The organism is Salibaculum halophilum (assembly GCF_002094885.1).
GTDB classification, from domain to species: Bacteria; Pseudomonadota; Alphaproteobacteria; order Rhodobacterales; family Rhodobacteraceae; genus Salibaculum; species Salibaculum halophilum.
Genome location: NZ_MSIT01000009.1, coordinates 22,035 through 45,486 on the forward strand (window position 1 = coordinate 22,035; position 23,452 = coordinate 45,486).

General features: G+C 68.7%; 25 protein-coding genes. 7 read left to right on the top strand and 18 right to left on the bottom strand.

All coding sequences use genetic code 11. The features are described 5' to 3' along the window. Positions 1-130: 130 nt before the first annotated feature. From BU124_RS07805 to BU124_RS07850, 11 genes are all read right to left on the bottom strand, one after another. Positions 131-1,120 carry an ester cyclase gene (locus BU124_RS07805; RefSeq protein WP_084862388.1) on the bottom strand — a complete coding sequence of 330 codons (990 nt, stop codon included), beginning with the start codon at positions 1,118-1,120 and terminating at the stop codon, positions 131-133. Continuing rightward, positions 1,117-2,136, bottom strand: a complete 1,020-nt coding sequence (locus tag BU124_RS07810) for a LacI family DNA-binding transcriptional regulator (protein ID WP_084862610.1) — start codon at positions 2,134-2,136, stop codon at positions 1,117-1,119. The genes BU124_RS07805 and BU124_RS07810 overlap by 4 nt, the downstream gene beginning before the upstream one ends. Next, positions 2,136-2,897, bottom strand: a complete 762-nt coding sequence (locus BU124_RS07815; protein ID WP_143529920.1) for an SDR family NAD(P)-dependent oxidoreductase — start codon at positions 2,895-2,897, stop codon at positions 2,136-2,138. Before BU124_RS07815 ends, BU124_RS07810 begins: the two co-directional genes overlap by 1 nt. Beyond that, positions 2,897-3,949, bottom strand: a complete 1,053-nt coding sequence (locus tag BU124_RS07820) for an ester cyclase (RefSeq protein WP_084862392.1) — start codon at positions 3,947-3,949, stop codon at positions 2,897-2,899. Before BU124_RS07820 ends, BU124_RS07815 begins: the two co-directional genes overlap by 1 nt. An 85-nt stretch (positions 3,950-4,034) precedes the next feature. Then, positions 4,035-5,345 (bottom strand): histidinol dehydrogenase, encoded by a 1,311-nt coding sequence (gene hisD / locus BU124_RS07825; RefSeq protein ID WP_084862394.1) that lies wholly within the window; start codon positions 5,343-5,345, stop codon positions 4,035-4,037. A 5-nt stretch (positions 5,346-5,350) separates the two neighbouring features. Then, on the bottom strand, positions 5,351-5,887 hold the full coding sequence (locus BU124_RS07830; RefSeq protein ID WP_084862396.1) for an ester cyclase: 537 nt from the start codon (positions 5,885-5,887) through the stop codon (positions 5,351-5,353). Positions 5,888-5,891: 4 nt separating this feature from the next. Then, positions 5,892-6,017 carry a hypothetical protein gene (locus BU124_RS15135; RefSeq protein WP_281250898.1) on the bottom strand — a complete coding sequence of 42 codons (126 nt, stop codon included), beginning with the start codon at positions 6,015-6,017 and terminating at the stop codon, positions 5,892-5,894. Beyond that, positions 6,014-7,168 carry a carbohydrate ABC transporter permease gene (locus BU124_RS07835; RefSeq protein ID WP_179141884.1) on the bottom strand — a complete coding sequence of 385 codons (1,155 nt, stop codon included), beginning with the start codon at positions 7,166-7,168 and terminating at the stop codon, positions 6,014-6,016. Before BU124_RS07835 ends, BU124_RS15135 begins: the two co-directional genes overlap by 4 nt. Beyond that, positions 7,168-8,190, bottom strand: coding sequence for a carbohydrate ABC transporter permease (locus tag BU124_RS07840; protein ID WP_084862400.1), 1,023 nt, complete (start codon positions 8,188-8,190; stop codon positions 7,168-7,170). The genes BU124_RS07835 and BU124_RS07840 overlap by 1 nt, the downstream gene beginning before the upstream one ends. Positions 8,191-8,323: 133 nt before the next feature. Further along, positions 8,324-9,532 (bottom strand): ABC transporter substrate-binding protein, encoded by a 1,209-nt coding sequence (locus BU124_RS07845; RefSeq protein WP_084862402.1) that lies wholly within the window; start codon positions 9,530-9,532, stop codon positions 8,324-8,326. 65 nt (positions 9,533-9,597) lie between these two features. Further along, positions 9,598-10,650 carry an ABC transporter ATP-binding protein gene (locus BU124_RS07850; protein WP_084862404.1) on the bottom strand — a complete coding sequence of 351 codons (1,053 nt, stop codon included), beginning with the start codon at positions 10,648-10,650 and terminating at the stop codon, positions 9,598-9,600. Positions 10,651-10,775: 125 nt separating this feature from the next. On the opposite strand from BU124_RS07850, the gene BU124_RS07855 reads away from it, so the two are divergent. From BU124_RS07855 to BU124_RS07870, 4 genes are all read left to right on the top strand, one after another. Beyond that, positions 10,776-11,777 (top strand): nuclear transport factor 2 family protein, encoded by a 1,002-nt coding sequence (locus tag BU124_RS07855; protein ID WP_084862406.1) that lies wholly within the window; start codon positions 10,776-10,778, stop codon positions 11,775-11,777. After that, positions 11,774-12,640 (top strand): amidohydrolase family protein, encoded by an 867-nt coding sequence (locus BU124_RS07860; protein ID WP_084862408.1) that lies wholly within the window; start codon positions 11,774-11,776, stop codon positions 12,638-12,640. The genes BU124_RS07855 and BU124_RS07860 overlap by 4 nt, the downstream gene beginning before the upstream one ends. Further along, the gene (locus tag BU124_RS07865; RefSeq protein ID WP_218775100.1) at positions 12,637-13,098 is read left to right on the top strand and encodes a thioesterase family protein; all 462 of its coding nucleotides are present in this window, start codon (positions 12,637-12,639) and stop codon (positions 13,096-13,098) included. Before BU124_RS07860 ends, BU124_RS07865 begins: the two co-directional genes overlap by 4 nt. Positions 13,099-13,262: 164 nt before the next feature. After that, a complete protein-coding gene (locus BU124_RS07870; RefSeq protein WP_084862410.1) occupies positions 13,263-13,607 on the top strand; it encodes a hypothetical protein in 345 nt (114 codons plus the stop codon). On the opposite strand, the gene BU124_RS07875 is transcribed toward BU124_RS07870, so the two are convergent. After that, entirely contained in the window at positions 13,579-14,016 is a 438-nt protein-coding gene (locus tag BU124_RS07875; protein WP_084862412.1) for a low molecular weight protein-tyrosine-phosphatase, read from the bottom strand. The genes BU124_RS07870 and BU124_RS07875 overlap by 29 nt on opposite strands. 64 nt (positions 14,017-14,080) lie before the next feature. Between BU124_RS07875 and BU124_RS07880 the strand changes: the two genes are divergently transcribed. Then, the gene (locus tag BU124_RS07880; RefSeq protein ID WP_084862414.1) at positions 14,081-14,770 is read left to right on the top strand and encodes an NAD-dependent deacylase; all 690 of its coding nucleotides are present in this window, start codon (positions 14,081-14,083) and stop codon (positions 14,768-14,770) included. Here BU124_RS07880 and BU124_RS07885 read toward each other — a convergent pair. Continuing rightward, complete coding sequence (locus BU124_RS07885) at positions 14,767-15,270, bottom strand: copper chaperone PCu(A)C (RefSeq protein WP_084862416.1); 504 nt, start codon at positions 15,268-15,270, stop codon at positions 14,767-14,769. The genes BU124_RS07880 and BU124_RS07885 overlap by 4 nt on opposite strands. Positions 15,271-15,377: 107 nt before the next feature. Here BU124_RS07885 and BU124_RS07890 point away from each other — a divergent pair, with 107 nt between their 5' ends. Continuing rightward, positions 15,378-15,650, top strand: a complete 273-nt coding sequence (locus BU124_RS07890) for a hypothetical protein (protein WP_084862418.1) — start codon at positions 15,378-15,380, stop codon at positions 15,648-15,650. 142 nt (positions 15,651-15,792) lie between these two features. On the opposite strand, the gene rpmB is transcribed toward BU124_RS07890, so the two are convergent. Both rpmB and meaB read right to left on the bottom strand, forming a co-directional pair. Beyond that, the gene (rpmB, locus tag BU124_RS07895) at positions 15,793-16,080 is read right to left on the bottom strand and encodes a 50S ribosomal protein L28 (RefSeq protein ID WP_084862421.1); all 288 of its coding nucleotides are present in this window, start codon (positions 16,078-16,080) and stop codon (positions 15,793-15,795) included. A gap of 155 nt (positions 16,081-16,235) precedes the next feature. Further along, complete coding sequence (gene meaB, locus BU124_RS07900) at positions 16,236-17,216, bottom strand: methylmalonyl Co-A mutase-associated GTPase MeaB (RefSeq protein WP_084862423.1); 981 nt, start codon at positions 17,214-17,216, stop codon at positions 16,236-16,238. A gap of 92 nt (positions 17,217-17,308) precedes the next feature. Between meaB and hrpB the strand changes: the two genes are divergently transcribed. Further along, a complete protein-coding gene (gene hrpB, locus BU124_RS07905; RefSeq protein ID WP_084862426.1) occupies positions 17,309-19,720 on the top strand; it encodes an ATP-dependent helicase HrpB in 2,412 nt (803 codons plus the stop codon). Between the two features lie 432 nt (positions 19,721-20,152). Here hrpB and argF read toward each other — a convergent pair whose 3' ends face one another. From argF to BU124_RS07920, 3 genes are all read right to left on the bottom strand, one after another. Next, positions 20,153-21,079: an ornithine carbamoyltransferase gene (argF, locus tag BU124_RS07910; protein ID WP_084862429.1), complete on the bottom strand. Its 927-nt coding sequence runs from the start codon at positions 21,077-21,079 to the stop codon at positions 20,153-20,155. A 76-nt stretch (positions 21,080-21,155) separates the two neighbouring features. Next, positions 21,156-22,328 (bottom strand): aspartate aminotransferase family protein, encoded by a 1,173-nt coding sequence (locus tag BU124_RS07915; protein ID WP_084862432.1) that lies wholly within the window; start codon positions 22,326-22,328, stop codon positions 21,156-21,158. A gap of 232 nt (positions 22,329-22,560) precedes the next feature. Continuing rightward, on the bottom strand, positions 22,561-23,364 hold the full coding sequence (locus tag BU124_RS07920; RefSeq protein WP_084862435.1) for an ABC transporter permease: 804 nt from the start codon (positions 23,362-23,364) through the stop codon (positions 22,561-22,563). Positions 23,365-23,452: the final 88 nt, after the last annotated feature.

Consider the following 23,452-nt stretch of genomic DNA (forward strand, 5'->3'; position numbering starts at 1 on the left):
AATCCTTTCGGGGTGGTGTCCTGATTGGTCGCGCGTCAGGACACCCGCCCCGGCGGGTGCGGGTTCAGGCGCACGGACCGGCGCGCCTGGAACAGCATGTGCAGCCGTCGTATGCCCTCGGGTTGATGCGTCACAGCGCGCCCGTGTGCATGAGGATCTGTTTCCAGATCGCGGTTTCGTCGAAGAGCGTCCATTCGCGGCGCAGCTTGACCTGCCCCGAGATCACCTCGCCCCACTCGGCCTGGGAAATCCCCAGCAGGTAGACCTCGGCCCCGGTGGGCGCGCCGAAGGCGCCCCAGCCCGAATGCGTGCCGTGCAGCGACCAGCGGATCGCCGAGCGCGGCGGCATGTTGGGATCATCCCGCCCGATCTGGTGGTCGATGGTGAAGGTGGCATCGGGCAGGGCCGCGCGCAGCCGCATCCAGAAGCCGTCGGCGGCGGCCCAGCCGTGGCCCGTCTCGCCGCCGGGGTAATGCACGGTCGCGGCGCGGTCGTATTCGGCCTCGATCGCGGCCATGTCGGCCCCCATGATCCGGCCCAGCAGGTCGGCGTGGCGCTGGCCCCATGCGTTGTCGTTGCCCCGGCCCTTGTAGGGGCCGGCGGTGTCGGTCGCGGGGGTCAGCGGGCGCACGCAGGCCTCCGGCCCGCCCTCGCGCGCGATCAGGTCGCGGGCATAGGCCTCGGGCGCCCAGCCGATCTGTTTCACGATCGCGGTCTGGTCGCGGATCAGCCACTCGTCGTCGATGGCGTTGTTCCGGGCATGGCAATCGGCGAGGATGCGGTATTGCAGCTTCGCCCCCGAGGCCGCGCCATAGACCCCGTCGCGCGCATGGGTCGCGGTCGAGATGATCCGGTGGCTCGACAACATGCCGTCCTCGGGCGTGCCCGACCAGATCACGTCCTCGCCCAGAAGTTCGCGGTCGGGAAACTCGGCCAGCGTTGCCATGGTCGCCGCGATCACGCCCTGGTTGCCCACCACGACAGAGGCCGGCGAGCGCACGACGATATCCGGCGCATAGTAGTCGTGCAGCGTGGCGATGCCGCGGTCTTCCCAGATTTCCTTGGTGATGCCGATGATGTAGTCGGGAAAATCGGCGAATTTCGGGTCGAAGCCCTTCATGCTGTCCATCCTTCGGGAATACGGGCCGAGCCGCGCAGGATCAGCTGGCCCTCGATTTCGATCTGCTGCGGCGCGGTGCCGGGAATTTCGACCTGCGCCAGTATCGTCTCGACGGCCGCGTCCACCATCCGGTTCACCGGCTGGCGGATCGTCGTCAGGTCATAGGCCGGCCAGCCCGCCAGCGGCACGTCGTCGTAGCCCACCACCGAGATGTCGCGCCCCGGCACCAGCCCGCCCTCGCGCAGCGCGTCCATCACGGCAAAGGCCATGTGGTCATTGCCCACGAAGATCGCGTCGGGCCGGTCCCGGCCGCCGATCAGCTGGCGCGCACATTCCATGGCGACCTCGCGCTTGTACATGCCGTCGACCATGGCGAAGGGCGTCACGCCGGCCTCTTGCAGCACCGACAGGAACCCCGCCTGCCGGTCGCGGCCCGTCGAACTGCCCTGCCAGCCCGCGATATGGGCGATCCGCGCGTGCCCGCCGGCCAGCAGGAATTCCGCCGCCCTGCGGCCCCCCTCGAAATTGGTCGAGGTGACCGAGGAAAAGCCGCTGTCGTCCTGGCCACGGTTGAACAGCACCACCGGGATGCCGGCCGCGTTGGCCCGGTCGGCCAGGGTCGAGCTTATGGCAACCGAGGCGGTGAGGATCCCGTCGACCTGGTAATCCATGAGGTCCTGCACGACCACGTCGGCGTCGTCGATCGAGTTCGTCGCCGTGAAGATCAGGATGTGATAGCCCTGCGCCTGCAGGGCATTGGACAGCCGCTCCAGCGCCACCGGGTAGAACTGGTTTTCCAGGTAGGCCACCACCAGCCCGATGATCCGGCTCTTGCCCGACACCATGGCCCGGGCGAGGACATTGGGCCGGTAGCCCAGTTCGGCGGCGGCCCGGCGCACCTTCTCGATGGTGCGCGGCGAGGCCGAGGCGCCGGGCGTGAAGACCCGGCTGACCGCCGACTGGCTGACCCCGGCCTTTTCGGCGACCTCTGCCGATGTTATTCGCGCGCGATCCATCATCCGGCCGTCCAGCCCCCGTCCACCACAAGCGACGTGCCCGTGACCAGCGCCGCGGCGGGCGTCGCCAGGTAGACCACCGCGCCCATGATGTCGGCAACCTCGCCGACGCGGCCCAGCTTGATCTTCTCCTCGATCCAGCGCACCCGCTCGGGGTTGTCGAAGGTCGCCTCGGTCAGCGGGGTCCGGATGAAGGTCGGGCAGATGCTGTTGATGCGGATGCCGCTGGCCCCCCATTCGATGGCCATGGATTTCACCATGCCCTCCAGCCCGTGCTTGGAGGCGGCATAGACCGCCCTGTCGATTCCGCCGACATGCGCCATCTGGGACGAAACATGGATGATCGACCCGCCCTGCCCGGCCGCCTGCATGGCCCGCGCGGCCTGTTGCGACAGGAAATAGGCCCCGCGCAGGTTCACGCCCATGACCGCGTCGTAATCGGCCGGGTCGGTCTCCAGCGCCGGGCCATGGCGGGCCAGCCCGGCGGCATTGACGACAACGTCGAAGGGGGCCCCGGCGAAGGCGTCGCGCACCGCCGCCGCGTCGGCCACGTCCAGCGCGCGGGCCTCGGCGCTGAACCCGGCCGCCTGCATCGCCGCGACCGCCTCGGCCAGCCGAGCCGCGCCGCGCGCGGCGCAGATCACATGCGCCCCGGCCTCGGCCAGCGCCACCGCGGCGCCCAGCCCGATGCCGGAGGAGGCACCGGTCACCAGCGCGCGCTTGCCGTCAAGGCGGAAACTGGGCATGCGCGGCAACTCCATCACGCCGCCCCCACAGGAAAGGGCACCGACCCGGGCACCCGCGCCTTGTTGAATTCGCGCAGCCGGGCAAAGACATCGACGCCCAACTGCCGATAGGCGTCGAGGATATCCACCATGACCCAGTTCTCGCGGATACGGCCCTGCTCCAGCCGCCAGAAATCGAGGCTCTTCATGGTGATCTTCTTGCCGGAGGGCGCGATGCCCATCCAGCCGTCATGGCTGACGGTCTGGATCATGTTGGGCCAGCCGGTCACGGCGACGTAGTCGTTGTCGCCGAAGAAGTGATAGGTGATCTCGTCCACGTAGCGTCCCCGGTCGGGCATGGCATTCAGGAACGGGATCTGGTGCCAGTTGCGGAACCCTGCGATGCCCCGGCCGGTGCCGATACCGGCGGGGCCGTACCAGGTCATGGTCTCGTGCCAGAAGCGCGGCATTTCCATCACTTCTGCGCCCCCCTCGCCGGGATGGCGCTTCATGTGGTCCAGCATGTCCACGATGATCCGCTGGCTCGCGCGGCTGTGGGCCTCGTCCCGCGCGGCGCGGACCAGCCCGTCGCCACTGGCCGGGCCGGGCACGCAAAGCTCACGCCCCAGCGACGGCGCCATGGGCCAGGCCCCCGCCTGCATCATCACCTCGGGAATGTCCCAAAGCGCCTGGTATTCGACCACGCGGCCCGCCGCGACGCGGTAGAACTCGTGGAACCGCATATGCGCCAGATGCCCGGTGGGCGGAATGTCCAGGAACGGTGCCGCGAAGGTGCCGATGAAATGGCCCCCGCAACCGACCCAGTCACCGCCGTGGTCGTCGGTGCCGGCCATGACGATCCAGTCGCGCCGCTCCACGTCGGGCCAGGCGGCGCGCAGCACCGCCAGGGCCTGATCGTGAAAGGCCTGCGGGCCGGTCATCTCGCCGAAGGGATGGGCGAGCCGAAACACCGCCTCGGGCGCACAGACAGCATCCAGTGCCGCCCGGATCGCGCCCGCATCCCAGTCGTATTGCGCCGCCCGCACCCGCTCCAGCAGGCGCCTGTTTTCCAAATGTCGATCCGTCATCCCTGTCTTCTGGCCCAAAATATCCCGGGGGGTCCGGGGGGCAGCGCCCCCCGGCGGATCGGCGCGCCGCCGGCGCGTCGACCGCTCATTCCACAGCCGTGCCGTAGGCGACGTTGCGCCCGCCATAGCGGCGCACGCGGATGTTGCACTGTTCGGCGTGGCCGACAAACCCTTCGAGCATGCACAGCCGCGAGCCGTATTCCCCGACCTGCGCCGCGGCCGCGTCGCTCGTGACCTTCTGGTAGCTGTGGGTCTTCAGGAACTTGCCCACCCAGAGCCCGCCGGTATAGCGCCCCGCCTTCTTGGTCGGCAGGGTGTGGTTGGTGCCGATCACCTTGTCGCCGTTGGCCACGTTGGTGCGCGGCCCCAGGAACAGTGCGCCGTAGCTGTGCATGTGCTCGAGGAACCAGTCGTCGCGGTCGGTCATGACCTGGACGTGTTCATAGGCCATGTCGTTGGCCACCTGCAGCATCTCGTCGTAGCCCTCGCACAAGATCACGTCGCCGTAGTCGCGCCAGGACACGGCGGCGGTCTCGGCCGTGGGCAGGATAGCCAGCAGGCGGTCCACCTCGGCCAGCGTGTCCTCGGCCAGCTTGCGGCTGTTGGTGATCAGGCAGGCGGGCGAGTTGAACCCGTGCTCGGCCTGGCCAAGCAGGTCGGTGGCGCAGAGCTCGGCATCGACGCTGTCGTCGGCGATCACCATGGTCTCGGTCGGCCCGGCGAAAAGATCGATGCCGACGCGCCCGAAGAGCTGCCGCTTGGCCTCGGCCACGAAGGCGTTGCCCGGGCCGACAAGCATATGGACCGGGTCGAGGCTCTCGGTGCCGATGGCCATCGCCCCCACGGCCTGGATACCGCCGAGGCAAAGGATCTCGTGCGCCCCGCCCATGTGCATCGCCGCGACGATGGCCGGGTGCGGCTCCCCGTTCACCGGCGGGGCGCTGGCCACGATGCGCGGCACGCCGGCCACGCTGGCCGTCAGCACCGACATGTGCGCGCTGGCGACCATGGGAAACTTGCCGCCGGGCACGTAGCAGCCCACCGATTGCACGGGGATATTCTTGTGCCCCAGCACGACGCCCGGCAGGGTCTCGACCTCGATATCGGTCATGCTGGCGCGCTGCGCCTCGGCAAAGCGGCGGATCTGGTCCTGCGCAAACTTGATATCCTCCATCTCGCGCGCGCTGACCTTCTGCATGGCCGCCTCGATCTCGGATTGTGTCAGGCGGAAGCTCTCGGGCGTGTAGCCGTCGAATTTTTCGGACAGCTCGCGCACGGCCGCATCGCCGCGTGTCTCGATATCGCGCAGCGTGCCTTCGACCGCCGTGCGGACCTTGGTGTCATCCTCGAGGCGCTCGGCCTCGGGTTTGCTTTTCTTAAGGTGTTCGATTCTCATGTCTTTCAACCTTGCTCTTGCGGTTGGGGCGGGGTGACCTCGCCCCGGTCAAATCGTTCCCAGCCCTGGCCGTCGAAGACATCCACGCCCAGCTGGGCAAGCACATGCGGGAAATCGACCATGACCCGGTTTTCGGTGATCTTGCCGTCCTCTACCTTCCAGAAATCCATGTAGCGGATCTCGACCCGCTTGCCGGAAGGGGCGACCCCCATGAAGGTACCCGAATGCGTCGCCTCCTGCCGGCCGAAGGCGGCGGCCCATTCGCCCATGTAAAGCCGCGCCTCGTCGACGCAGACCTTGTCGGAAAAGGCGGCCTGGAAGGGGCGCTGCCAGTTGTCCTGAAATTCGCGCAGGCCCGTCTTGGTGCCGCAGCCCTGATTGCCCCTCCAGCGGAAGTTTTCGGCGAAGAACTGGCCGATATCGTCGATGCGGTGATCGTTCAGACCGTTGACCATGCCCTCGATCACGGCGCGGGTCTCGTCGGTCTTGCGCAGGTCCGTGTCGCGGGTCAGCACGGCCTGTTCGGGGCGGGAACCTCTCATCGGGTCACTCCTGTGGGGTCGGATAGAAGGCGGCGTGATGGGTGACGCCCTCCTCCGACAGGAAGTCCCGCGGCATCCGGTTCAGCGCCGGGTGCCGACCCGTCGCCGCGTGACGAAAGGTGCGGCTCATCCCTTCACCGCCCCGGCGGTCAGCCCGCTGACGATCTGGCGCTGGAACACCATGACCAGCAGGAACAGCGGCGCGGTGATCGACACGGCCGCGGCCACGGCAACCACCTGGTCGGTCGTCGTGGTCTCGCGGTTGAACATGCCCGCGATGGCCGGAACCATGGTCTGGTTCGAGGCATCCAGCAGCAGCGAGGTCACGAGAAAGTCGTTGTAGGCCAGCAGGAAGCTGAACAGCCCCGTGGTGATGACGCCGGGCCACATGACCGGCATGATGACCAGCCGGAAGGCCTTGAAATGCGAACAGCCATCGACGCGCGCGGCCTCGTCCAGGTCGGCGGGGATGTTGGCGAAGAAACTGCGCAGCATCCAGATGGTGAAGGGCTGGTTTATCGCCACCAGCACCGCGATCACCGCCGCCGGCTTGCCGTAGAGCGTGGGCGCGTTCTCGCCCAGGATCGGCGCCAGCCACTCGGCCGAGTTGATGAAGACCGGCAGGTAACCTGCCACCAGCACCGAATGCGGCAGCGAGCGGAAGATCAGCGCGATGATCAGGATCCAGAAGGCCAGCGTCGAACCCGACCGCGCCAGGCCGTAGCCCGCCAGCGTGCCCACGGTCAGCGAAATGGTCACCACCCCGGTGGTCACGATCAGCGAGTTGCGGAAATTGTCGATGAAGCCGCGCTCGATCCAGACGGTCTGGTAGTGCTCGGTCGTGGCCCCGATGATGTCGCGCCCGAGCGGGCCGAGGATCGGGTTGAGAAGATCCGTGACCAGCGGCAGCAGCCCGAAGAAGACCAGCACGAAGCCAAGCCCGATCAGCACCGCCGCCACGATCCAGCCCAGCGCGACGTAGCCGCCGGGGCTGTAGCTGGCCACCAGCGGCGGTGCCCGGCGCACGGTCAACCGCGCCGTGACCCAGATCACCGCAAGGCCCAGCCCGATCTCGAGGATCGACCAGCCCGAGCCGTCGGCGCGGGTGGCCGGCCCGAAGATCACGTTTAGAGGGTTTGAGTCGAAGGCGTCCACCGGCGACTTGAAGCTCATCACCGCGATCCAGGCGATGGGAAAGGCGGCGATCAGGCACCAGAAGGCGAGGAACGCCCCTGACACGATGCGCAGCGAGGCGGGTTGGCGCAGGGCTTTCGCGGTCATCAGTGGCTCCCCTTGTGGTCACGCCAGGTGCGCTTGAGCAGCGGCACCAGCAGGATGGCGATCCCGATCATCGTCAGCATGGCCGAGGCCGAGGCGCGGCTGATCGAGCGGTTCCCCGCCTGGTCGGGGGTCAGGAAATCGTAGGTGAGCCACTGCAGCGAGATCACGTAGCCCTCGGCGCGGAAGCCGACGACCTCCTCGAAGACGCGGTAGGTGTCCATCAGGTGGATCATCGCCACGAAGATCAGCAGCGGCGCGAGATGCGGGATCACGATCAGGCGCAGCCGCTGCCAGCGGCTGGCCCCGTCGATCACCGCGCTTTCGAGGCTGTCCTGGTTGACGGTCTGAAGCCCGGCGTAGAACACGATCGCGGCAAAGGGCGCGACGTGCCAGACACGGTAGAACATCATCATCAGCTCGATGGTCCAGGCCTGTGCGAAGAGGGCCAGGTCCTGTTCCAGCCACCATTCCAGAAACGCGGTCAGGATGCCGTCGCCGCGGAACAGCCAGTTGATCGACAGCGCCCCGATCACTGGCGTGATGATGAATGGCAGCAGCGACAGGAAGATCACCGGCCCCTTGATCTTTTGCGAGGCGTTGTTGATGACCAGCGCGATCGCCAGGCCCACCCCCAGCACCAGCGGCAGCGTGACCAGCGTGAACATCAGCGTGAAGCGCAACGCCTTCCAGAAGTCGATGTTCTGCAACGCGGTCCAGGAGCGGTCCTTCACGGCCTCCCAGAAGCGGCCCATCTCGAGGACGTTCTGATAGGTCTGAAAACCCACGAACTCGGTCTGGCGCCGGATCTCGCCGCTTTCGTCCAGAACGGGGCGGGTTTCCATCTCGGTGGTGCAGGTCTGTTCCAGGAACCCGGCGGTGCAGTTCTCGACCTCGACGGTCTCGTAGACCGGCTGGGTGACGACGAAACTGTTCCAGAAGACCGACACCAGCGGAAAGGCGATGAACAGCAGCATCATGAAGATGGACGGGCCGACGAAGGCGGCGAACACTTTGGGCTTCATGGGTCCTCTCCGGTTCGGGGCCCGGCGTGGCGGGTCGATCTGGGCGGCTTGTCCAATTTGGCCCGCGTCGGGGCAAGCCGGGGCAAGCCGGTGGCGCGGGGCCGCGCGATGGCGGCCCCGCTCCGGTCGGGGGTCACTCGACCAGGCCGGCCTCTTCGGCCGAGGTCATGTAGGCCGCCTCGATGTCGGCCAGCGTGGTCTCGGCATCCTTGTTGCCGTTCAGGTAGGGGGCGATCCCGTTGCCCAGCACGCTGTGCATGATCCCCATGGCCGAGGAGGCCGGATAGGGCCGCGCGCCGTTGGCCGCGGTGGCGGCGGCACCGGCGGCGAGATCACCCGGCTCGTAGCCGTCGATCAGCCAGACCGCGGCCTCGGGGCTTTCCTGCACGGTCTCGGTGTCAATGCCCTCCATGGCGACGCGGAAAGCGGCCTCGGCCTCTTCATCGGTGATGTTGGAGGCGATCACGATGCCGTCCCACCAGATCGAGGACACGGGCGCCTCGGGACCCATCGGGGCCGAGGCCATCGTGACCTTGCCCACGACCTGGCTTTCCTCGGGGTCGTCCATCGCGCCCGCGCGGCTGGCCCAGAGGTTGGCCATGGCGATCTGGCCCTGCTGGAACTGCTGCTGGACGTAGGTCGAATCGGCGGCGAGGTATTCGGGATCCATGTATTGGGTCGCCGCCTTGAGCTTTTCCAGCGAGGCGATGCCCATCTCGTTGTTGATCGTGGGCATGTTGTTGTCGTCCACGAAATCGCCGCCATGCGCGAGGAACATGTTCACGAATTCCTCGCCCAGGTTCCAGCCCGAGGCGAAGGTGCCGCCCAGCGGATACTCGACGACGTCGGCCTCCTGGATGACCGCGGCGGCCTCGAGCATCTCGTCATAGGTGGTGGGCACCTCGAGGTCGAGGTCGTTCAGGATGTCCTCGCGATACATCAGGTGCTGGTTGTTCACCATCATGGCGATGGCCATGATGTCGCCGTCCACGGTGATCAGCTGGTTCGGGCTCAGGTGCTGGCCGTATTCCTCGACCAGGTCATTGAGCGGGCGGATCGTGCCGGCATTCAGCAGCGGGATCATGGTCGAGTTGGCCACACCACCGATGTGATAGAGCGACGGGTCGGCGGCGAAGGCCTCGGGCTGCTTCTCGCGGAATTCCTGGTCGAGGTTGGCCTCGAAGTTGCCGCACTCGGCCATGTTGTCGGTGACGGCTTTCCAGGCCTCGAACCCGGCGGTGAGCGAGCGCAGCGGCACCTCGTTTTCAAAGGCACATTCGGCGGCGCCGGCGCTGGCGACCGCGCTCATGGCCCCGGCCATCAGGATGGTCTTGAGTTTCATGCGGAGTGTCTCCCTGGTCTGTTGCGGGCCGCGCTGCAGTCGCAGCCCGGTCGGTGTTGAGGGCCTCAGCCCCCGATACGCTCACCCGTCCGGGTATCGAACAGGTGGCAATGCTCTTGCGGGACATGGATCGTGACCATGTCGCCGATCTCGGCGCGGAAGGTCTTGTCGGCCTTGGCCGCGACCAGAACCCCGCCGAGGCGGACGCTGACCATTGTGGCATCGCCCAGCAATTCGAGAGTGTAGATCGGCGCGGTGATCTGTCCGCCCTCGCCGGGGCGCACCTCGGCGTCCTCGGCCCGGAACCCGAGCGTCACCGGCCCGTCGGCCACGTCGAGACCCGCGATCCGGGTGCTGTCGGTGGTGAAAACGCCGCCCGCGCAGTCGCCCTCGATCAGGTTCATGGCGGGCGAGCCGATGAAGCCGGCGACAAAGGTGTTGGCCGGCCGGTCGTAAATCTCGGTCGGGCTGCCGACCTGCTGGACGATGCCCTTTTCCATGACCACGACGCGATCGGCCAGCGTCATCGCCTCGATCTGGTCGTGGGTGACATAGATCGTCGTCACCGCCAGTTCGTGACTGAGGTTCTTGATCTGCGCGCGGGTGCTGACCCGCAGCTTGGCATCGAGGTTCGACAGCGGCTCGTCCATCAGGAAGACGTTGGGCTCGCGGACGATGGCGCGGGCGAGCGCCACGCGCTGGCGCTGGCCGCCCGAGAGTTCCGAGGGCTTGCGGTGCAGGAAATCGTCCAGTTCCACCATGGCGCTGGCGCGCATGACCCGTTGCTCGTGGTGGGCGGGGTCGGTGCCGCGCACCCGCAGCGGAAAGCGGATGTTCTCGTAGACGTTCAGATTGGGATAGAGCGCGTAGGACTGGAACACCATGGCCACGTCGCGGTCCTTGGGCTCCAGGTCATTGATGACCCGGCCGCCGACGGTGATCTCGCCGTCGGTTGGGTCCTCCAGCCCGGCGATCATGCGCATGGTCGTCGTCTTGCCGCAGCCCGAGGGCCCCAGCAGCACCAGGAATTCCCGATCCGCGATCGTCAGGTCGAAATTGTCGACCCCGACGAAATTGCCCCAGCGCTTCGTCACGCCGTGCAGCTGGATTTCGGCCATGGGGCCCCTCCTCTGTGGATGCACGTATTTTTGCATACGTTTGCAGGAAGCCTAGACTCTCGGGGCCGCTTTCGGCAAGCTCTTTGTGCAAACGCATGCAACAAACAGGACAAGATACCGCCACCATGGCAGATTTTCAGGCAGAGAAGGACACCGTGCAGGCATATCACGCAGCCCTCGACACCGCCGACCCCGATTCGGAGGCGCAGGTTCTGGCAGACTGCACCACCCCCGGGTATCGCTGGCGCGGGTTCCACCCCTTCGGCGAGCTGACCGGGCCGCAGACGGTGGCCGAAACCTTCTGGGCCCCGCTCAAGACGGCGCTGACCCGGCTGCAGCGGCGGCAAGACGTCTTCCTTGCGGGCACGAACGAGGTCGACGGCCACGCCAGCACTTGGGTCGTCTCCATGGGCCACCTGATGGGGCTTTTCGACGCGCCCTGGCTGGGCATCCGCCCCACCCGCAAGATCGCCATGCTGCGCTATTGCGAGTTCAACCGCGTCGAAAACGGCCGCATCGCCGAGACGGCGATGTATTTCGACATTCCGCACCTGATGGTGCAGGCCGGCCAGAATCCGTTTCCGCCGCAGACCGGCGCCGAGCTTGTCCAGCCCGGGCCGATGACGCACGACGGGCTTTTGACCACCGCCCGGCCGCCCGAAGAGGGCGCGGCGACTCTCGCCCTCATCAACGCCATGGTCGCCGATCTGGGGCAGTGGAACTCGGGGCTGGACCTGCACGAGGAACTGGCCCGCACCTGGCATGACGACATGGTCTGGTGGGGGCCGACCGGTATCGGGGCCACCTACACGATCGACCGCTACGCGCAGCAGCACTCGGGCGTTTTCCGGTCCGCCTTCACCGACCGGTCAAAGACGACGCACCTGTGCCGGCTGGCCGAGGGGCATTACGGCGGTTTCTTCGGCTGGGCCAACTTCACCGCCCGGCCCACGGGCGGATTCATGGGCATGCCCGCCACCGGCGCGCCCGGCGAGTTTCGCATCATCGATATCTACCGGCGCGACGGCGACAAGCTCGCCGAAAACTGGGTCTTCGTGGACCTGCTGCACTTCTGGAAGACCCAGGGCGTGGACATCCTGGCACGCACGACGGAGATCGGGGCATGAGGATCGACGCGCATCATCACCTCTGGGATCTCGCGGCGGTGCATTACCCGTGGCTCATGGCGCGGGGCGTCACGCGGTTTTTCGGCGACCCCGGCCCGATCCAGCGCGACTACCTGCTGGAAGAGTTCCGCCGCGATGCCGCCGGATTCGACGCCTCGGTGCATATCCAGGTCGGGGCCGCGGACGGCTGGGCCGAGGCGCAATGGGTCCAGGCCGTCGCCGATGCCGCGCCCGACTGGCCGCTGGCACAGGTGGCCTTTTGCGACCTGACCGACCAGGCGCACGAGGACCACCTCGACCGCTTGCAAACCCTGCCGAGCGTCCGAGGCGTCCGCCAGATCGTCGGCCGCGCACCGGACGAGGACGCGGCAACCGGCACCAACGCCCTGCTGGACGACCCGGCCTTTGCCGTGGGGCTGCGCACCCTCGGCACGCGCGGTCTGTCCTTCGATCTGCAACTGATCCCCGAGCTCTACGCGGGCATGGCGCGGGTGCTCGACCGCGCGCCGGACACGCCCGTTGCCCTGTGCCACGCGGGCAGCCCGCATGACCGCAGCCCGGCCGGCCTGCGCGCCTGGGCCGACCAGTTGCGGCTGTTGTCGGATCGCCCACAGGTCACCTGCAAGCTGTCGGGCTTGGGCATGTTCGATCACGCCTGGACCCGGGACAGCCTGCGCCCGGTGATCGAGACCTGCCTTGACCAATTCGGACCCGACCGCTGCATGTTCGGGTCGAATTTCCCGGTGGATTCGTTGTATTCCGACTATGCCGCCATCGTGACCGCCCAGGAGGCCATCGTGCCGCAAACCGCACAAACAGCCGTTTTCCAAGACACCGCCGCCCGGTTCTACGCCCTGCCTTGACCGACCCGTTCGAATATCACACCACCGTCCGGACCGAGTGGATCGATTACAACGACCACATGCGCGACGCCTATTACGGGCTGGTCTTCAGCTACGCGGTCGATGCCTTTCAGGATGCCGTCGGGCTGGACGCGGCCTATCGTGCGCGCAGCGGCTGCACGATCTACCTGGTCGAGGATCACAAGCACTTCCTGCGCGAGGTCAAGCGCGGGGCGGCAATCACGGTCGAAACACGCCTGCTCGACCACGACGCCAAACGGTTCCACCTCTGGTCGGTGATGCGCGAGGACGAGGCGGTGCTGGCCGTGGCCGAGATGATGCAGCTGCACGTCGCCCGCGACCCCGGCCCGCGCGTTGCGCCCATGCCCGAGGAGATCCAGGCGCGGCTGCGCGCGGCGCAGATGCCCGCCGACGCGGTCGCCGACCTGCCGCATCGCGCGCGGCCCATTTCGGTGTAAGCGCACCGCGCAACGGCTGAGACCCGCCGGTCTGTCACCCCCGAGCGCAGGGCGCGATTGCAAAATCGCCGGGGCCGGCGCATACTCTTCGCAACGGCGCATAGGGATACCGGGCCAACCGGGCAGCGCCGATGATACGGGCAGTCAGTCAGGGCGTGAACGACATGCGGGCATTTCTTCTTTTGGGGGGCCTCTCTCTCGGCCTCGCGGCCTGCGGCGGCAGCAGCCACCCGGACGCGCGCGAGGCGCCGGTCGCGGCCTTTGCCACCGGGCCGATCTACAGCGCCTGCCGCGCTTCGGACCGCGACGCCGCCGGCCGCCAGTTGTGCGGCTGCATCCAGGCCGTCGCCGACCAGACGCTCTCGGGCCGCGACACGCGCCGCATCGCCGGGTTTTTCGACGACCCCGAAGAGGCGCACGCGGTCAAGATCTCGGACAGCTGGCGCAACGATGCCTTCTGGGACCGCTACCGCGACTACGTCAGCGCGGCGCGGCGAACCTGCGGCTGAGCGCCGCCGCGCAAGCCTCGATCAGGTCGAGACAGCCCTCGAAATCGCGGGTGTAATAGGGGTCGGGCACCGCGTCCGCCCCGGCCAACGCGGCGAAATTCTCGACCGGCGTTGTTTTGCCGCGGGGCCGCTGGGCCTCGATATAGCGCATGTTGGCGTCGTCCATGGCGAAGATCATATCGAAGTTCGCGAAATCCGCCGGTCCGAACTGCCGCGCGCGCAGGGCGGACAGGTCATACCCCCGCGCCCGAGCCGCAGCCTGCATCGGGCCGTAGGGCGCCGCCCCGACGTGCCAGCCGCCGGTGCCCGCGCTGTCGAGCATCAACTCGGGCAGGCGGCGGCGTACCACGCCCTCGGCCGCGGGCGAGCGGCAGATGTTGCCCAGACAGACAAAGAGAATAGACTGCATGCGACAGCTCCGGTCCGGTTGCCCCGGACAGGAAACCGGAAAAGCGAGGGCAAGGAAAGGGCGAATGCGGATCGTCATCCTGACGGGTGCGGGGATTTCGGCGGAGAGCGGGCTGGACACCTTTCGCGATGCCGGCGGGCTCTGGGCGCGGCACGACCTGGCCGACCTCGCCACGCCCGAGGGCTTTGCCCGCGATCCCGCCCTGGTGCTGGATTTCTACAACCAGCGGCGGCGCGCGGCCTGCGCGGCCAAACCGAACCCGGCGCACGCGGCGCTTGCCAGATTGCAAAAGGACAACGGCGACCAGGTAACACTGGTCACCCAGAACATCGACGACCTGCACGAACGGGCCGGGTCCGACCCGGTGATCCACATGCATGGAAGCCTGTTCGGCGCGCTCTGCGGCGCCTGCGGGCACCGCTGGCCAGCGCCCAAGGTCATGCGCCTCGCCGACGGCTGCCAGGCCTGCGGCGCCGGATCCCCCCGCCCCGATGTGGTCTGGTTCGGCGAGATGCCCCACCAGTTGGACCGGATCAGTGCCGCCCTCGCGCGGTGCGATCTGTTCGTGGCCGTGGGCACGAGCGGGGCGGTCTATCCCGCGGCCGGTTTCGTCGACCTGGCCCGCGACAGCGGCGCCGAGACGCTGGAACTCAACCTCGAACCCGGCGATCGCGCCAGCGCCTTCGACACTGGCCGGGCGGGCCCGGCCAGTGACCTTGTCCCCGCCTGGGTCGACGAGGTTCTCGGGCGCTAGCCGTCGCCGTCGGTGCCATGGTCCATGTCGCCGTGGTCCATGTCGCCGTGGTCCATGCCCATGCCGGTGCGCTCGTTGTCGATGGGGACCTCCACCGTCATCTCGCCGGCGTTTTCGAAGGTCAGGGTCACGCTGATAGTCTCGCCCTGCTCGAAGGGCTGGCGCAGCCCCATGAGCATCACGTGATCGCCCCCGCGCGCGAGGCTGTGCGCCTCGCCGGCCGGGATGGCAAAGCCCTCTTCGACCTCGATCATGCGCATCACGTCGCCATCGGCGACATGGGTGTGCAGTTCGACCCGGTCGGCCACGTCCGACTGCGCCGCGACCAGCCGATCGGCGATGGCGCTGTCGTTGCGGATCGTCATGAAGGCGGCCCCGGCCATGGCCGAGGCCCCGGCGGCGCGGGCGTAGGGATCTTCGATCGCGATATCCTCGGCGACTGCGGGCAGAGCAAGGGCGAGTGCGGCCGTCAGGCCGAGGGTTGCGGATTTGAGCGTCATGTCTGCTCTCCTGTCTGGTGGCGGGGTCGGCCCCGCAAGGTTGAAATCTGAAAAGGCTGGTTTCAGGCAGACAGGGGCGGGTCGCGGGCCCGCGCAGGAATGTGGACATGCGAAATCGCGTCCGTGGACTCACGGTCCTGCGCCAGACGCTGGATATGGACAACTGGTATCGCACCCGGTTCGGGCGCGGCCAGCGCCGCCATCAGCGCAAGCGCCACGTCGGGGCAGATACGGGTCGGGCCGACGGGGTTGCCATGGCGATCCACGGCAACAGTGACGATGCGGCCATCGGCGCAGAGTTCAATCTGACCGGCGGCCTGCGGCTGACCGCGGGCAACGGCCATATTCTGCGCGGTCAAGGCGACCAGCAGCGCCAGTAGCGCCGGGATTATGGCGCGGCGAAACGTCATGCCCTTGTCTTAGACACGAAACAGAGGCGCCGGTATCGGACAATGCGCCGCGCCGATACGGTTTGCCTGGTCGCCAGCGGCGGCCGGGCCAGTTGCATCCTTGCGGGCGGATTCAGGCCGTGGCCTGCGCCTTGAGGATGTCCTTCTTGACCTTCAGCGCATCGACGGACAGTGTCTCGTCCTTGGCCTTGGCCATGAACTGGTCCAGCCCGCCACGGTGATCGACGGTCCGCAATGCAGCCGAGGACACGCGGAACCGGAAGCTGCGGCCCAGCACGTCGGACTGCAGCGTCACGTCCTGCAGGTTGGGCAGGTAGCGGCGCTTGGTCTTGTTGTTGGCGTGGCTGACATTGTTGCCAGTCAGCGGGCCTTTACCGGTCAGTTCGCAACGGCGCGACATCTTCTTGTTCCTTGTCCAGACAGGGCCCTGCGGGCGGGCGAGCCCTTCGTTCAAACGGCACAGACCCCGCCGCGGCGCGGGGCCTCAATTCAGTGCATCCGCTTAGGCGGATTCCGCGACGCCGTCAACCCGCCGGGGGCAGTTTCCCGATCACCCTAGCCCTTGCCCCAAAAGCGCTGCACCAACTGGTCGGCGGCCAGCGCCGGGAGCAGTTCGCCCCGGGCGACGCGGGTCTGCAGATCCTCCAGCAGGGCTGCGATGGCCGGGTCGTCTTCCAGCGCGGCCAGCAGCCCGGCGCGCACCTCCTCGCGGAACCAGAACAGGGCCTGACCGGCGCGGCGTTCGTCCCAGACGCCGGTGTCGCGGCGCCATTGCGCCAGCGCCCGCATCTCGGCCCAGGCCGCCTCGATCCCGCCGGTCTCGAACGCGGAAACGGTCAGCGCCTTGGGAAATCCCTCGGGGTCCTGCGACCGCCGGCGCAGCAGGCGCAGCGCCCCGGCGTAATCCGAACAGGTGCGGATCGCCTGTGGGCGCAACTCGCCATCGGCCTTGTTGACGAGGATCATGTCGCAGGTCTCCATGATGCCGCGCTTGACCCCCTGCAATTCGTCGCCGCCCGCCGGGGCCAGCAGCAACAGGAACAAGTCCGACATCTCGGCCACGGCCGTTTCCGACTGGCCCACGCCCACGGTCTCGATCAGCACCACGTCGAAGCCCGCCCCCTCGCACAGTGCGATGGCCTCGCGGGTGCGGCGGGCGACACCGCCCAACTGGCTCTGGCTGGGCGAGGGGCGGATGAAGGCGTTGGGGTCGCGCGAGAGCTGTTCCATCCGCGTCTTGTCGCCCAGGATCGACCCGCCCGAGCGCGCGCTGGAGGGGTCGACCGCCAGCACCGCAACGCGCTTGCCCTGCCCTGTCAGCATCAGGCCGAAGCTTTCGATGAAGGTGGACTTGCCGACACCGGGCGTGCCCGACAGCCCGATGCGCAGCGCCTGGCGCGTGGTGTCAAGCGCCGCCAGAACCTCGGCGGCCTGGGCGCGGTGATCGGGGCGCGCGCTTTCGACCAGGGTGATGGCCCGGGCCAGGGCACGCCGGTCGCCGCGGGCGATCTTGTCTGCCAACTCGGTCGTCTCCATGGCCGGACTTGTCGCCCGGCGTAGCGCGACTGTCCAGAGGCCCCGAAACGCGCGGTCTTGACCTTCGGCGCCGGGCGGGCTGCAAGGGAGCGATGCACCGCCTGCCCATCGACGACTGCCTGCCCGAGCTGATCGAGGCCCTGCGCGCGCAGGGCCGCGCTGTGCTGCAGGCCCCGCCCGGCGCGGGCAAGACCACCCGCGTGCCGCTGGCCATGCTGGAGGCCGGGCTGACCCAGGGCCGCATCGTCATGCTGGAGCCGCGCCGGCTGGCCACGCGCGCCGCCGCCGAACGGCTGGCCGAGGGGCTGGGCGAGGCGCCGGGCGGCCGCGTGGGCTACAGGATGCGTGGGGCCAACGTGCCGGGGGCGCGGGTCGAGGTCGTGACAGAGGGCATCCTGACTCGCATGCTGCAATCCGACCCGGAATTGCCCGGTATCGGGGCAGTGATCTTCGACGAGTTTCACGAACGCTCGCTCAATGCCGACCTCGGGTTGGCGCTGGTGCTGGAGGCGCGCGCGGCGCTGCGCCCGGACCTGCAGGTGCTGGCCATGTCGGCAACGCTGGACGCCGTGCCGGTGGCCGCGTTGATGGACGACGCGCCGGTCATCACCGCGCAGGGGCGCAGCTATCCGGTGGAGACCCGGTTTCTCGATACGCCCGTGCCCAAGGCCACGCGGCTGGAGGCGGCCACCGCGCGGCTGATCGAACGGGCCGTGGCCGAGACGACGGGCGGCGTGCTGGCCTTCCTGCCCGGCGAGGGCGAGATCCGGCGCACCATGGCAAAGCTGTCACTGCCAGACGACTGCCATGTCCGGCCGCTTTTCGGCGCCCTGCCCTTTGCCGAGCAGCGCGCGGCGATCGCGCCGGCGGACCAGGGGCGCAAGGTGGTGCTGGCCACGTCGATCGCCGAAACCTCGCTGACCATTTCGGATATCCGTGTGGTCGTGGATGCGGGCCGGGCGCGGCGGGCGCGCTTCGATCCCGGATCGGGGATGTCGCGGCTGGTGACGGAGCCGGTCAGCCGCGCCGAGGCCACGCAACGCGCGGGCCGCGCCGGCCGGGTCGCCGAAGGAGTGTGCTACAGGCTGTGGACACGCGGGGCCGACGGCGCCCTGCCCGCCTTCGCCCCGCCCGAGATCGAGGTGGCCGACCTGACCGGGCTGGCGCTGGAACTGGCACTGTGGGGCAGTGCCGACCTGCCCTTCCTGACACCGCCGCCGCCGCGCGCGCTCGAGGCGGCACGCGCGCTGCTGCGCGACCTGGGCGCGCTGGACCGGGCCGACAGGATTACGCCGCATGGTCGCGCCCTGGCCCGCCTGCCGCTGCATCCCCGGCTGGGGCACATGCTGCAGGTGGCAGGGCGCGACGCCGCGCCGCTGGCCGCCCTGCTGGCCGAGCGCGACATCCTGCGCGGCGCGCCGGCAGACCTGACCCTGCGGCTGGCGGCGCTGAGGGGCCACCATGACGGGCCGGGCGAGGTGATCCCCGCCGCCCGCGACCGGGTGCGCGCCGAGGCCAAGCGGCTGGCCAAGGGGGCGCCGCGTTCGACGGATACCTTCACCCCCGCGCAGATGGCCGCACTCGCCTATCCCGACCGGGTGGGCCTGCGCCGCGCGGGCGAGGCCCCGCGCTATGTCCTCTCGGGCGGCAAGGGCGCGGTGCTGGACGCGGCCGACCCGCTGGCCGGGCAGCGCCTGCTGGTCGTCACCGACACCGACGGCAACCCGCGCGAGGCCCGCATCCGCGCCGCCCTGCCGCTGACCGAGGGCGAGCTGCGCGAAGTGCATGGGGGCCGCATCGCCTGGCAGGACCACTGCGCCTGGTCGCGCCGCTCGGGGCGGGTGATCACCCGCCAGCAGGAACGGTTCGGCGCGCTGGTGCTGGACGACCGGCGCTGGCCCGACGCCCCGCCCGAGGCGGTGGCCCGCGCCATGCTGGCGGGCATCCGCGAGATCGGCCTGCAGCTGTCGCCCGCCGCGGACCGGTTCCGCGCGCGGGTCGCGCTGCTGCGCGCGCGGGACGGCGACCTGCCCGACATGGGCGACGCGGCCCTGCTCGACGGGTTGGAAGACTGGGCGCTGCCCTTTCTGGCGGGCCTGCGCACGGCGGAGGACTGGAAGGGTTTCGACAAGCTGTCCGCGCTTGAGGCGATGCTGGACTGGCCCCAGCGCGCCCGGCTGGACCGCGCGGTGCCCGCGACGTTCACCACGCCGCTGGGCCGCAAGGTGCCGATCGACTACGGCGGCGCGGCCCCCGAGATCACCCTGCGCCTGCAGGAGATGTTCGGCCAGACGACGCATCCGCAGGTGGCCGGCCGGCCGCTGCGGGTGACGTTGCTCTCGCCGGCGGGGCGGCCGGTTCAGACGACGATGGACCTGCCCGGGTTCTGGGCCGAGTCCTACATGGAGGTGCGCAAGGACATGCGCGGGCAATACCCCAAGCACCCATGGCCCGAGGACCCGACGCGCGCCGACCCCACCCTGCGCACCAAGCGGCGGGGCTAGCGGGCGGCAGGCCCCATCCGCGCCGGGGCGCGGACTCCCCCGCGGTATTTGACACCCGAAGACGCCTGGGCGGGAGCAGTGCGATGCGCGGGGCGCAGGCCGGGTGCGGCGGAGGGGACGCCGCGCCGCCCCGCTCAGACGCAGAGGCAGTGGTGAAGGATCGCCCTTTGCGCGCGCAGCCGGGTCTCGGCCTCGTCCCCGGTGAAACGCAGTTTCGCCGACCGCGGGAAAGTGATCGGCGCAGGCCGATTGCGGCCGTGGATGGGACGCCCTGCCGCTGCGCTCAGACGCCCAGGCAGTGCCGAAGGATCGCCTTCTGCGCGTGCAGGCGGTTTTCGGCCTCGTCCTAGGTGAAACGCAGTTTCGCCGACCGCGGGAAAGCGATCGGCGCAGGCCGATTGCGGCCGCGGATGGGACGCCGCGCCGCCCCGCTCAGACGCCCAGGCAGTGCCGAAGGATCGCCTTCTGCGCGTGCAGGCGGTTCTCGGCCTCGTCCCAGATCACCGAGTGCGGGCCGTCCATGACCTCGGAAGTGGCCTCGTCGTCGCGGTGTGCAGGCAGGCAGTGCATGAAGAGCGCATCCGCCTTGGCCCGCGCCATCAGCGCGGCGTTGACCTGGTAGCCGCGCAGCTGGTTGTGGCGGCGTTCGCGGGCCGACTGGGGGTCGTGCATGCTGACCCAGGTGTCGGTGACAACGAGGTCGGCCCCGGCGACCGCGCGGTGCGGGTCGCGCTCGATCTCGACCCGCGCGCCCCGGGCGCGGGCCTCGTCGACGACGGCCTGGTCTGGGTCGAGCGGTTCGGGGCCGGTGAAGGTCAGGTCGAAGCCGAACTGCCCGGCGGCGTGGATGAAGCTGGCGCAGACGTTGTTTCCGTCGCCCGACCAGACGACCTTGCGGCCCGCGATGGGGCCGCGGTGTTCCTCGTAGGTGAGGATGTCGGCCATGATCTGGCAGGGGTGGCTGCGGTCGGTCAGCCCGTTGATGACCGGCACGTCGGCGTGTTCGGCCATTTCCAGCAGGGTCTGCTCCTCGAAGGTGCGTATCATGATCAGATCGACATAGCGCGACAGGACGCGGGCGGTGTCGGCGATGGTCTCGCCGTGGCCCAGCTGCATGTCGGAGCCCGACAGCACCATGGTCTGCCCACCCATCTGGCGCACGCCCACGTCGAAGGAGATGCGCGTGCGGGTCGAGGGTTTCTCGAAGATCAGCGCCACCATGTGCCCGGCCAGCGGCATGGCGTCGTCGGGGCTGCCGCGGGGGCGGCCGTTGCGCGCCGATTTCATCGCCGCGGCCGTGTCGATGATCTGACGCAGCTCGGTTGGGCTGGTTTTGTCTATATCGAGGAAATGGGTCATGTCAGTCTCGCTTTGGGCCGGTCGCACCGGGGGGCCAGCCCCCCGGACCCCCCGGGATATTTGGGGCCAGAAGACATCAGGCGTGCAGGCCCGTTGCCGCCGCATCCAGACGGGCGAGCGCCTCGGTCATGTCGTCGTCGGTCAGGTTGAGCGGCGGCACCAGGCGCACGACATTATCGGCGGCCGGCACGGTCAGGATCTGCTGTGCGTGACCCGCCTGCAACACCTCGGTGTTGGCGGCCTTGCATTTCAGGCCCAGCATCAGGCCGGTGCCGCGCACCGCCTCGAAAACCTCGGGGTGGCCGGCGACCAGCCCCTCGAGACCCTGGCGCAACCGGGCGGCCTTGCGGCGCACCTCGGCCAGGAAGGCGGGGTCGGCCACGATTTCCATGACCGTGCAGCCGACGGCACAGGCCAGCGGGTTGCCGCCGTAGGTGGAGCCGTGCGTGCCCGCCGTCATGGGCTGTGCGGCCGTTTCGCTGGCCAGCACCGCGCCCAGGGGAAAGCCCCCGCCGATGCCCTTGGCCACCATCATGATATCCGGCGCCACCCCGGCCCAGTCATGCGCGAAGAGCTTGCCGGTGCGCCCCATGCCGCATTGCACCTCGTCGAGGATCAGTAGCAGGCCGTGGGCGTCGCAGAGTTCGCGCAGGCCCTGCAGGCAGGGGTCGGGCAACGGACGGATGCCGCCCTCGCCCTGCACCGGCTCAATCAGGATGGCGCCGACATCGGGCTGCGCGGCGGCGGCCCGGAGCGCGTCATGGTCGCCCCAGGGCAGGCTGCGGAACCCGGGCAGGAGCGGGCCGAACCCCTTGGTCATCTTCTCGGATCCGGCAGCGGCGATCCCGGCGCTGGAGCGGCCGTGGAACGCGCCCTCGAAGGTGAGGATCGTGGGGCGGTCCGCGCCGCGGTCGTGCCAGTATTTGCGGGCCATCTTGACGGCCAGTTCGCAGGCCTCGGTGCCCGAATTGGTAAAGAAGGCCGTGTCGGCGAAGGTCGCCTCGACCAGTAGATCCGCCAGCCGCTGTTGCGGTTCGATCTGGTAGAGGTTCGAGACATGCCAGAGCTTGCCGGCCTGGTCGGTCAGGGCCTGCACCAGGTCCGGGTGGGCATGGCCCAGCGCGTTCACCGCGATCCCCGCGCCGAAATCGAGGAAGCGTCGCCCGTCCTGCTCCGTCAGCCAGCTGCCGTCGCCCGCCACGAAGCTAAGCGGCGCACGCGTGTAGGTGGGGAGAACGGTGGGGATCATCCTGATGGTCCTTGCTTGGAAAGCCCGAGTGATGCCGACACGACGGGCCGTGTCAATCTGTCGGGCGGGACGTCGTCGGGAAAAGCTGCGCAAACATGGCGGCGCGGACGCAGTGTCAGCGTCGGCGGCGGGTGTCGGCGGTGGGCATCGCGCAGTTCATGCGTTGGCGTTTAGGTTAATCGGCCCGGTTTGGGAACCCCTTTTCAACGGCGTGACGCGGGGCGCCCCCGCCTCAGGCCTTGAGCCGGTAGCCCCGTTTGAGCCACGTCCAGACCAGCCCGAGGATCACGGCGGCCGCGCCCAGCACCATCGCCAGCCCCAGCCAGGGCGAACTGTCGGACACGCCGATGGCCCCGTAGCGCACCCCGTCGATCATGTAGAAGAACGGGTTGAGGTGGCTGATCATCTGCACCGGCGGCGGCAGCGCCTCTATCGAGTAGAAGGTGCCCGACAGGAAGGCCAGCGGCGTGATGACGAAATTCGTCAGGGCAGCGAGTTGATCGAACTTGTTGGCATAGATGCCACCGATCATGCCCAGCCCGCCGAGGACGACCGACCCCGCGACCACGAAGGTCAGCGACCACAGCGGGTGCGGCCAGGCAACATCCAGGAACAGCCAGGCCCCGATGGCAATGACCAGCGCCACGAGAAGCCCGCGCGCGACGGCCCCGGCCAGGTACCCCACGAGCAGTTCGGCCGGCGACAAGGGGGGCATCAGCGTATCGACGATATTGCCCTGCACCTTGGCGGAGGCGATCGAGGAGGAGGTATTCGCAAAGGCGTTCTGGATCACCGTCATGGTCAGGATGCCCGGCGCGATGAATTCCAGGAAGGGAACGCCCATGACATCGCCCCGGCGGCTGCCGATCGCGATGGTGAAGATCAGCAGCAGAAGCGCCGCGTTGATCAGCGGCGCCATCACCGTCTGGGTCCAGACATTGATGAAACGCTGCACCTCGCGCCGGGCCAGCGTCCAGGTGCCAAGCCAGTTCACCGCGCCGAATCGGCGCACGCCCATTTCCGGATTATCGGTCATCCGCCCGTCCTTTTGCCCGCGATCCGCTTGTATCTGCAGTGCGTGTGCTTAGAATAGGATGCTGACCCGAGATACAACCCCCTGCGCG

What these genes read in the sequence shown, in the direction of transcription:
- BU124_RS07820 (WP_084862392.1), bottom strand. Translation starts at nt 3,949, where the DNA reads ATGACGGATCGACATTTGGAAAACAGGCGCCTGCTGGAGCGGGTGCGG.
- hisD (WP_084862394.1), bottom strand. Translation starts at nt 5,345, where the DNA reads ATGAGAATCGAACACCTTAAGAAAAGCAAACCCGAGGCCGAGCGCCTC.
- hrpB (WP_084862426.1), top strand. Translation starts at nt 17,309, where the DNA reads ATGCACCGCCTGCCCATCGACGACTGCCTGCCCGAGCTGATCGAGGCC.
- BU124_RS07875 (WP_084862412.1), bottom strand. Translation starts at nt 14,016, where the DNA reads ATGCAGTCTATTCTCTTTGTCTGTCTGGGCAACATCTGCCGCTCGCCC.
- BU124_RS07870 (WP_084862410.1), top strand. Translation starts at nt 13,263, where the DNA reads ATGCGGGCATTTCTTCTTTTGGGGGGCCTCTCTCTCGGCCTCGCGGCC.
- BU124_RS07885 (WP_084862416.1), bottom strand. Translation starts at nt 15,270, where the DNA reads ATGACGCTCAAATCCGCAACCCTCGGCCTGACGGCCGCACTCGCCCTT.
- BU124_RS07860 (WP_084862408.1), top strand. Translation starts at nt 11,774, where the DNA reads ATGAGGATCGACGCGCATCATCACCTCTGGGATCTCGCGGCGGTGCAT.
- BU124_RS07880 (WP_084862414.1), top strand. Translation starts at nt 14,081, where the DNA reads ATGCGGATCGTCATCCTGACGGGTGCGGGGATTTCGGCGGAGAGCGGG.
- BU124_RS07890 (WP_084862418.1), top strand. Translation starts at nt 15,378, where the DNA reads ATGCGAAATCGCGTCCGTGGACTCACGGTCCTGCGCCAGACGCTGGAT.
- BU124_RS07915 (WP_084862432.1), bottom strand. Translation starts at nt 22,328, where the DNA reads ATGATCCCCACCGTTCTCCCCACCTACACGCGTGCGCCGCTTAGCTTC.
- BU124_RS07855 (WP_084862406.1), top strand. Translation starts at nt 10,776, where the DNA reads ATGGCAGATTTTCAGGCAGAGAAGGACACCGTGCAGGCATATCACGCA.
- BU124_RS07810 (WP_084862610.1), bottom strand. Translation starts at nt 2,136, where the DNA reads ATGGATCGCGCGCGAATAACATCGGCAGAGGTCGCCGAAAAGGCCGGG.
- BU124_RS15135 (WP_281250898.1), bottom strand. Translation starts at nt 6,017, where the DNA reads ATGAGCCGCACCTTTCGTCACGCGGCGACGGGTCGGCACCCGGCGCTG.
- meaB (WP_084862423.1), bottom strand. Translation starts at nt 17,216, where the DNA reads ATGGAGACGACCGAGTTGGCAGACAAGATCGCCCGCGGCGACCGGCGT.
- BU124_RS07805 (WP_084862388.1), bottom strand. Translation starts at nt 1,120, where the DNA reads ATGAAGGGCTTCGACCCGAAATTCGCCGATTTTCCCGACTACATCATC.
- BU124_RS07815 (WP_143529920.1), bottom strand. Translation starts at nt 2,897, where the DNA reads ATGGAGTTGCCGCGCATGCCCAGTTTCCGCCTTGACGGCAAGCGCGCG.
- BU124_RS07850 (WP_084862404.1), bottom strand. Translation starts at nt 10,650, where the DNA reads ATGGCCGAAATCCAGCTGCACGGCGTGACGAAGCGCTGGGGCAATTTC.
- BU124_RS07830 (WP_084862396.1), bottom strand. Translation starts at nt 5,887, where the DNA reads ATGAGAGGTTCCCGCCCCGAACAGGCCGTGCTGACCCGCGACACGGAC.
- BU124_RS07840 (WP_084862400.1), bottom strand. Translation starts at nt 8,190, where the DNA reads ATGAAGCCCAAAGTGTTCGCCGCCTTCGTCGGCCCGTCCATCTTCATG.
- BU124_RS07835 (WP_179141884.1), bottom strand. Translation starts at nt 7,168, where the DNA reads ATGACCGCGAAAGCCCTGCGCCAACCCGCCTCGCTGCGCATCGTGTCA.
- rpmB (WP_084862421.1), bottom strand. Translation starts at nt 16,080, where the DNA reads ATGTCGCGCCGTTGCGAACTGACCGGTAAAGGCCCGCTGACTGGCAAC.
- BU124_RS07920 (WP_084862435.1), bottom strand. Translation starts at nt 23,364, where the DNA reads ATGACCGATAATCCGGAAATGGGCGTGCGCCGATTCGGCGCGGTGAAC.
- argF (WP_084862429.1), bottom strand. Translation starts at nt 21,079, where the DNA reads ATGACCCATTTCCTCGATATAGACAAAACCAGCCCAACCGAGCTGCGT.
- BU124_RS07845 (WP_084862402.1), bottom strand. Translation starts at nt 9,532, where the DNA reads ATGAAACTCAAGACCATCCTGATGGCCGGGGCCATGAGCGCGGTCGCC.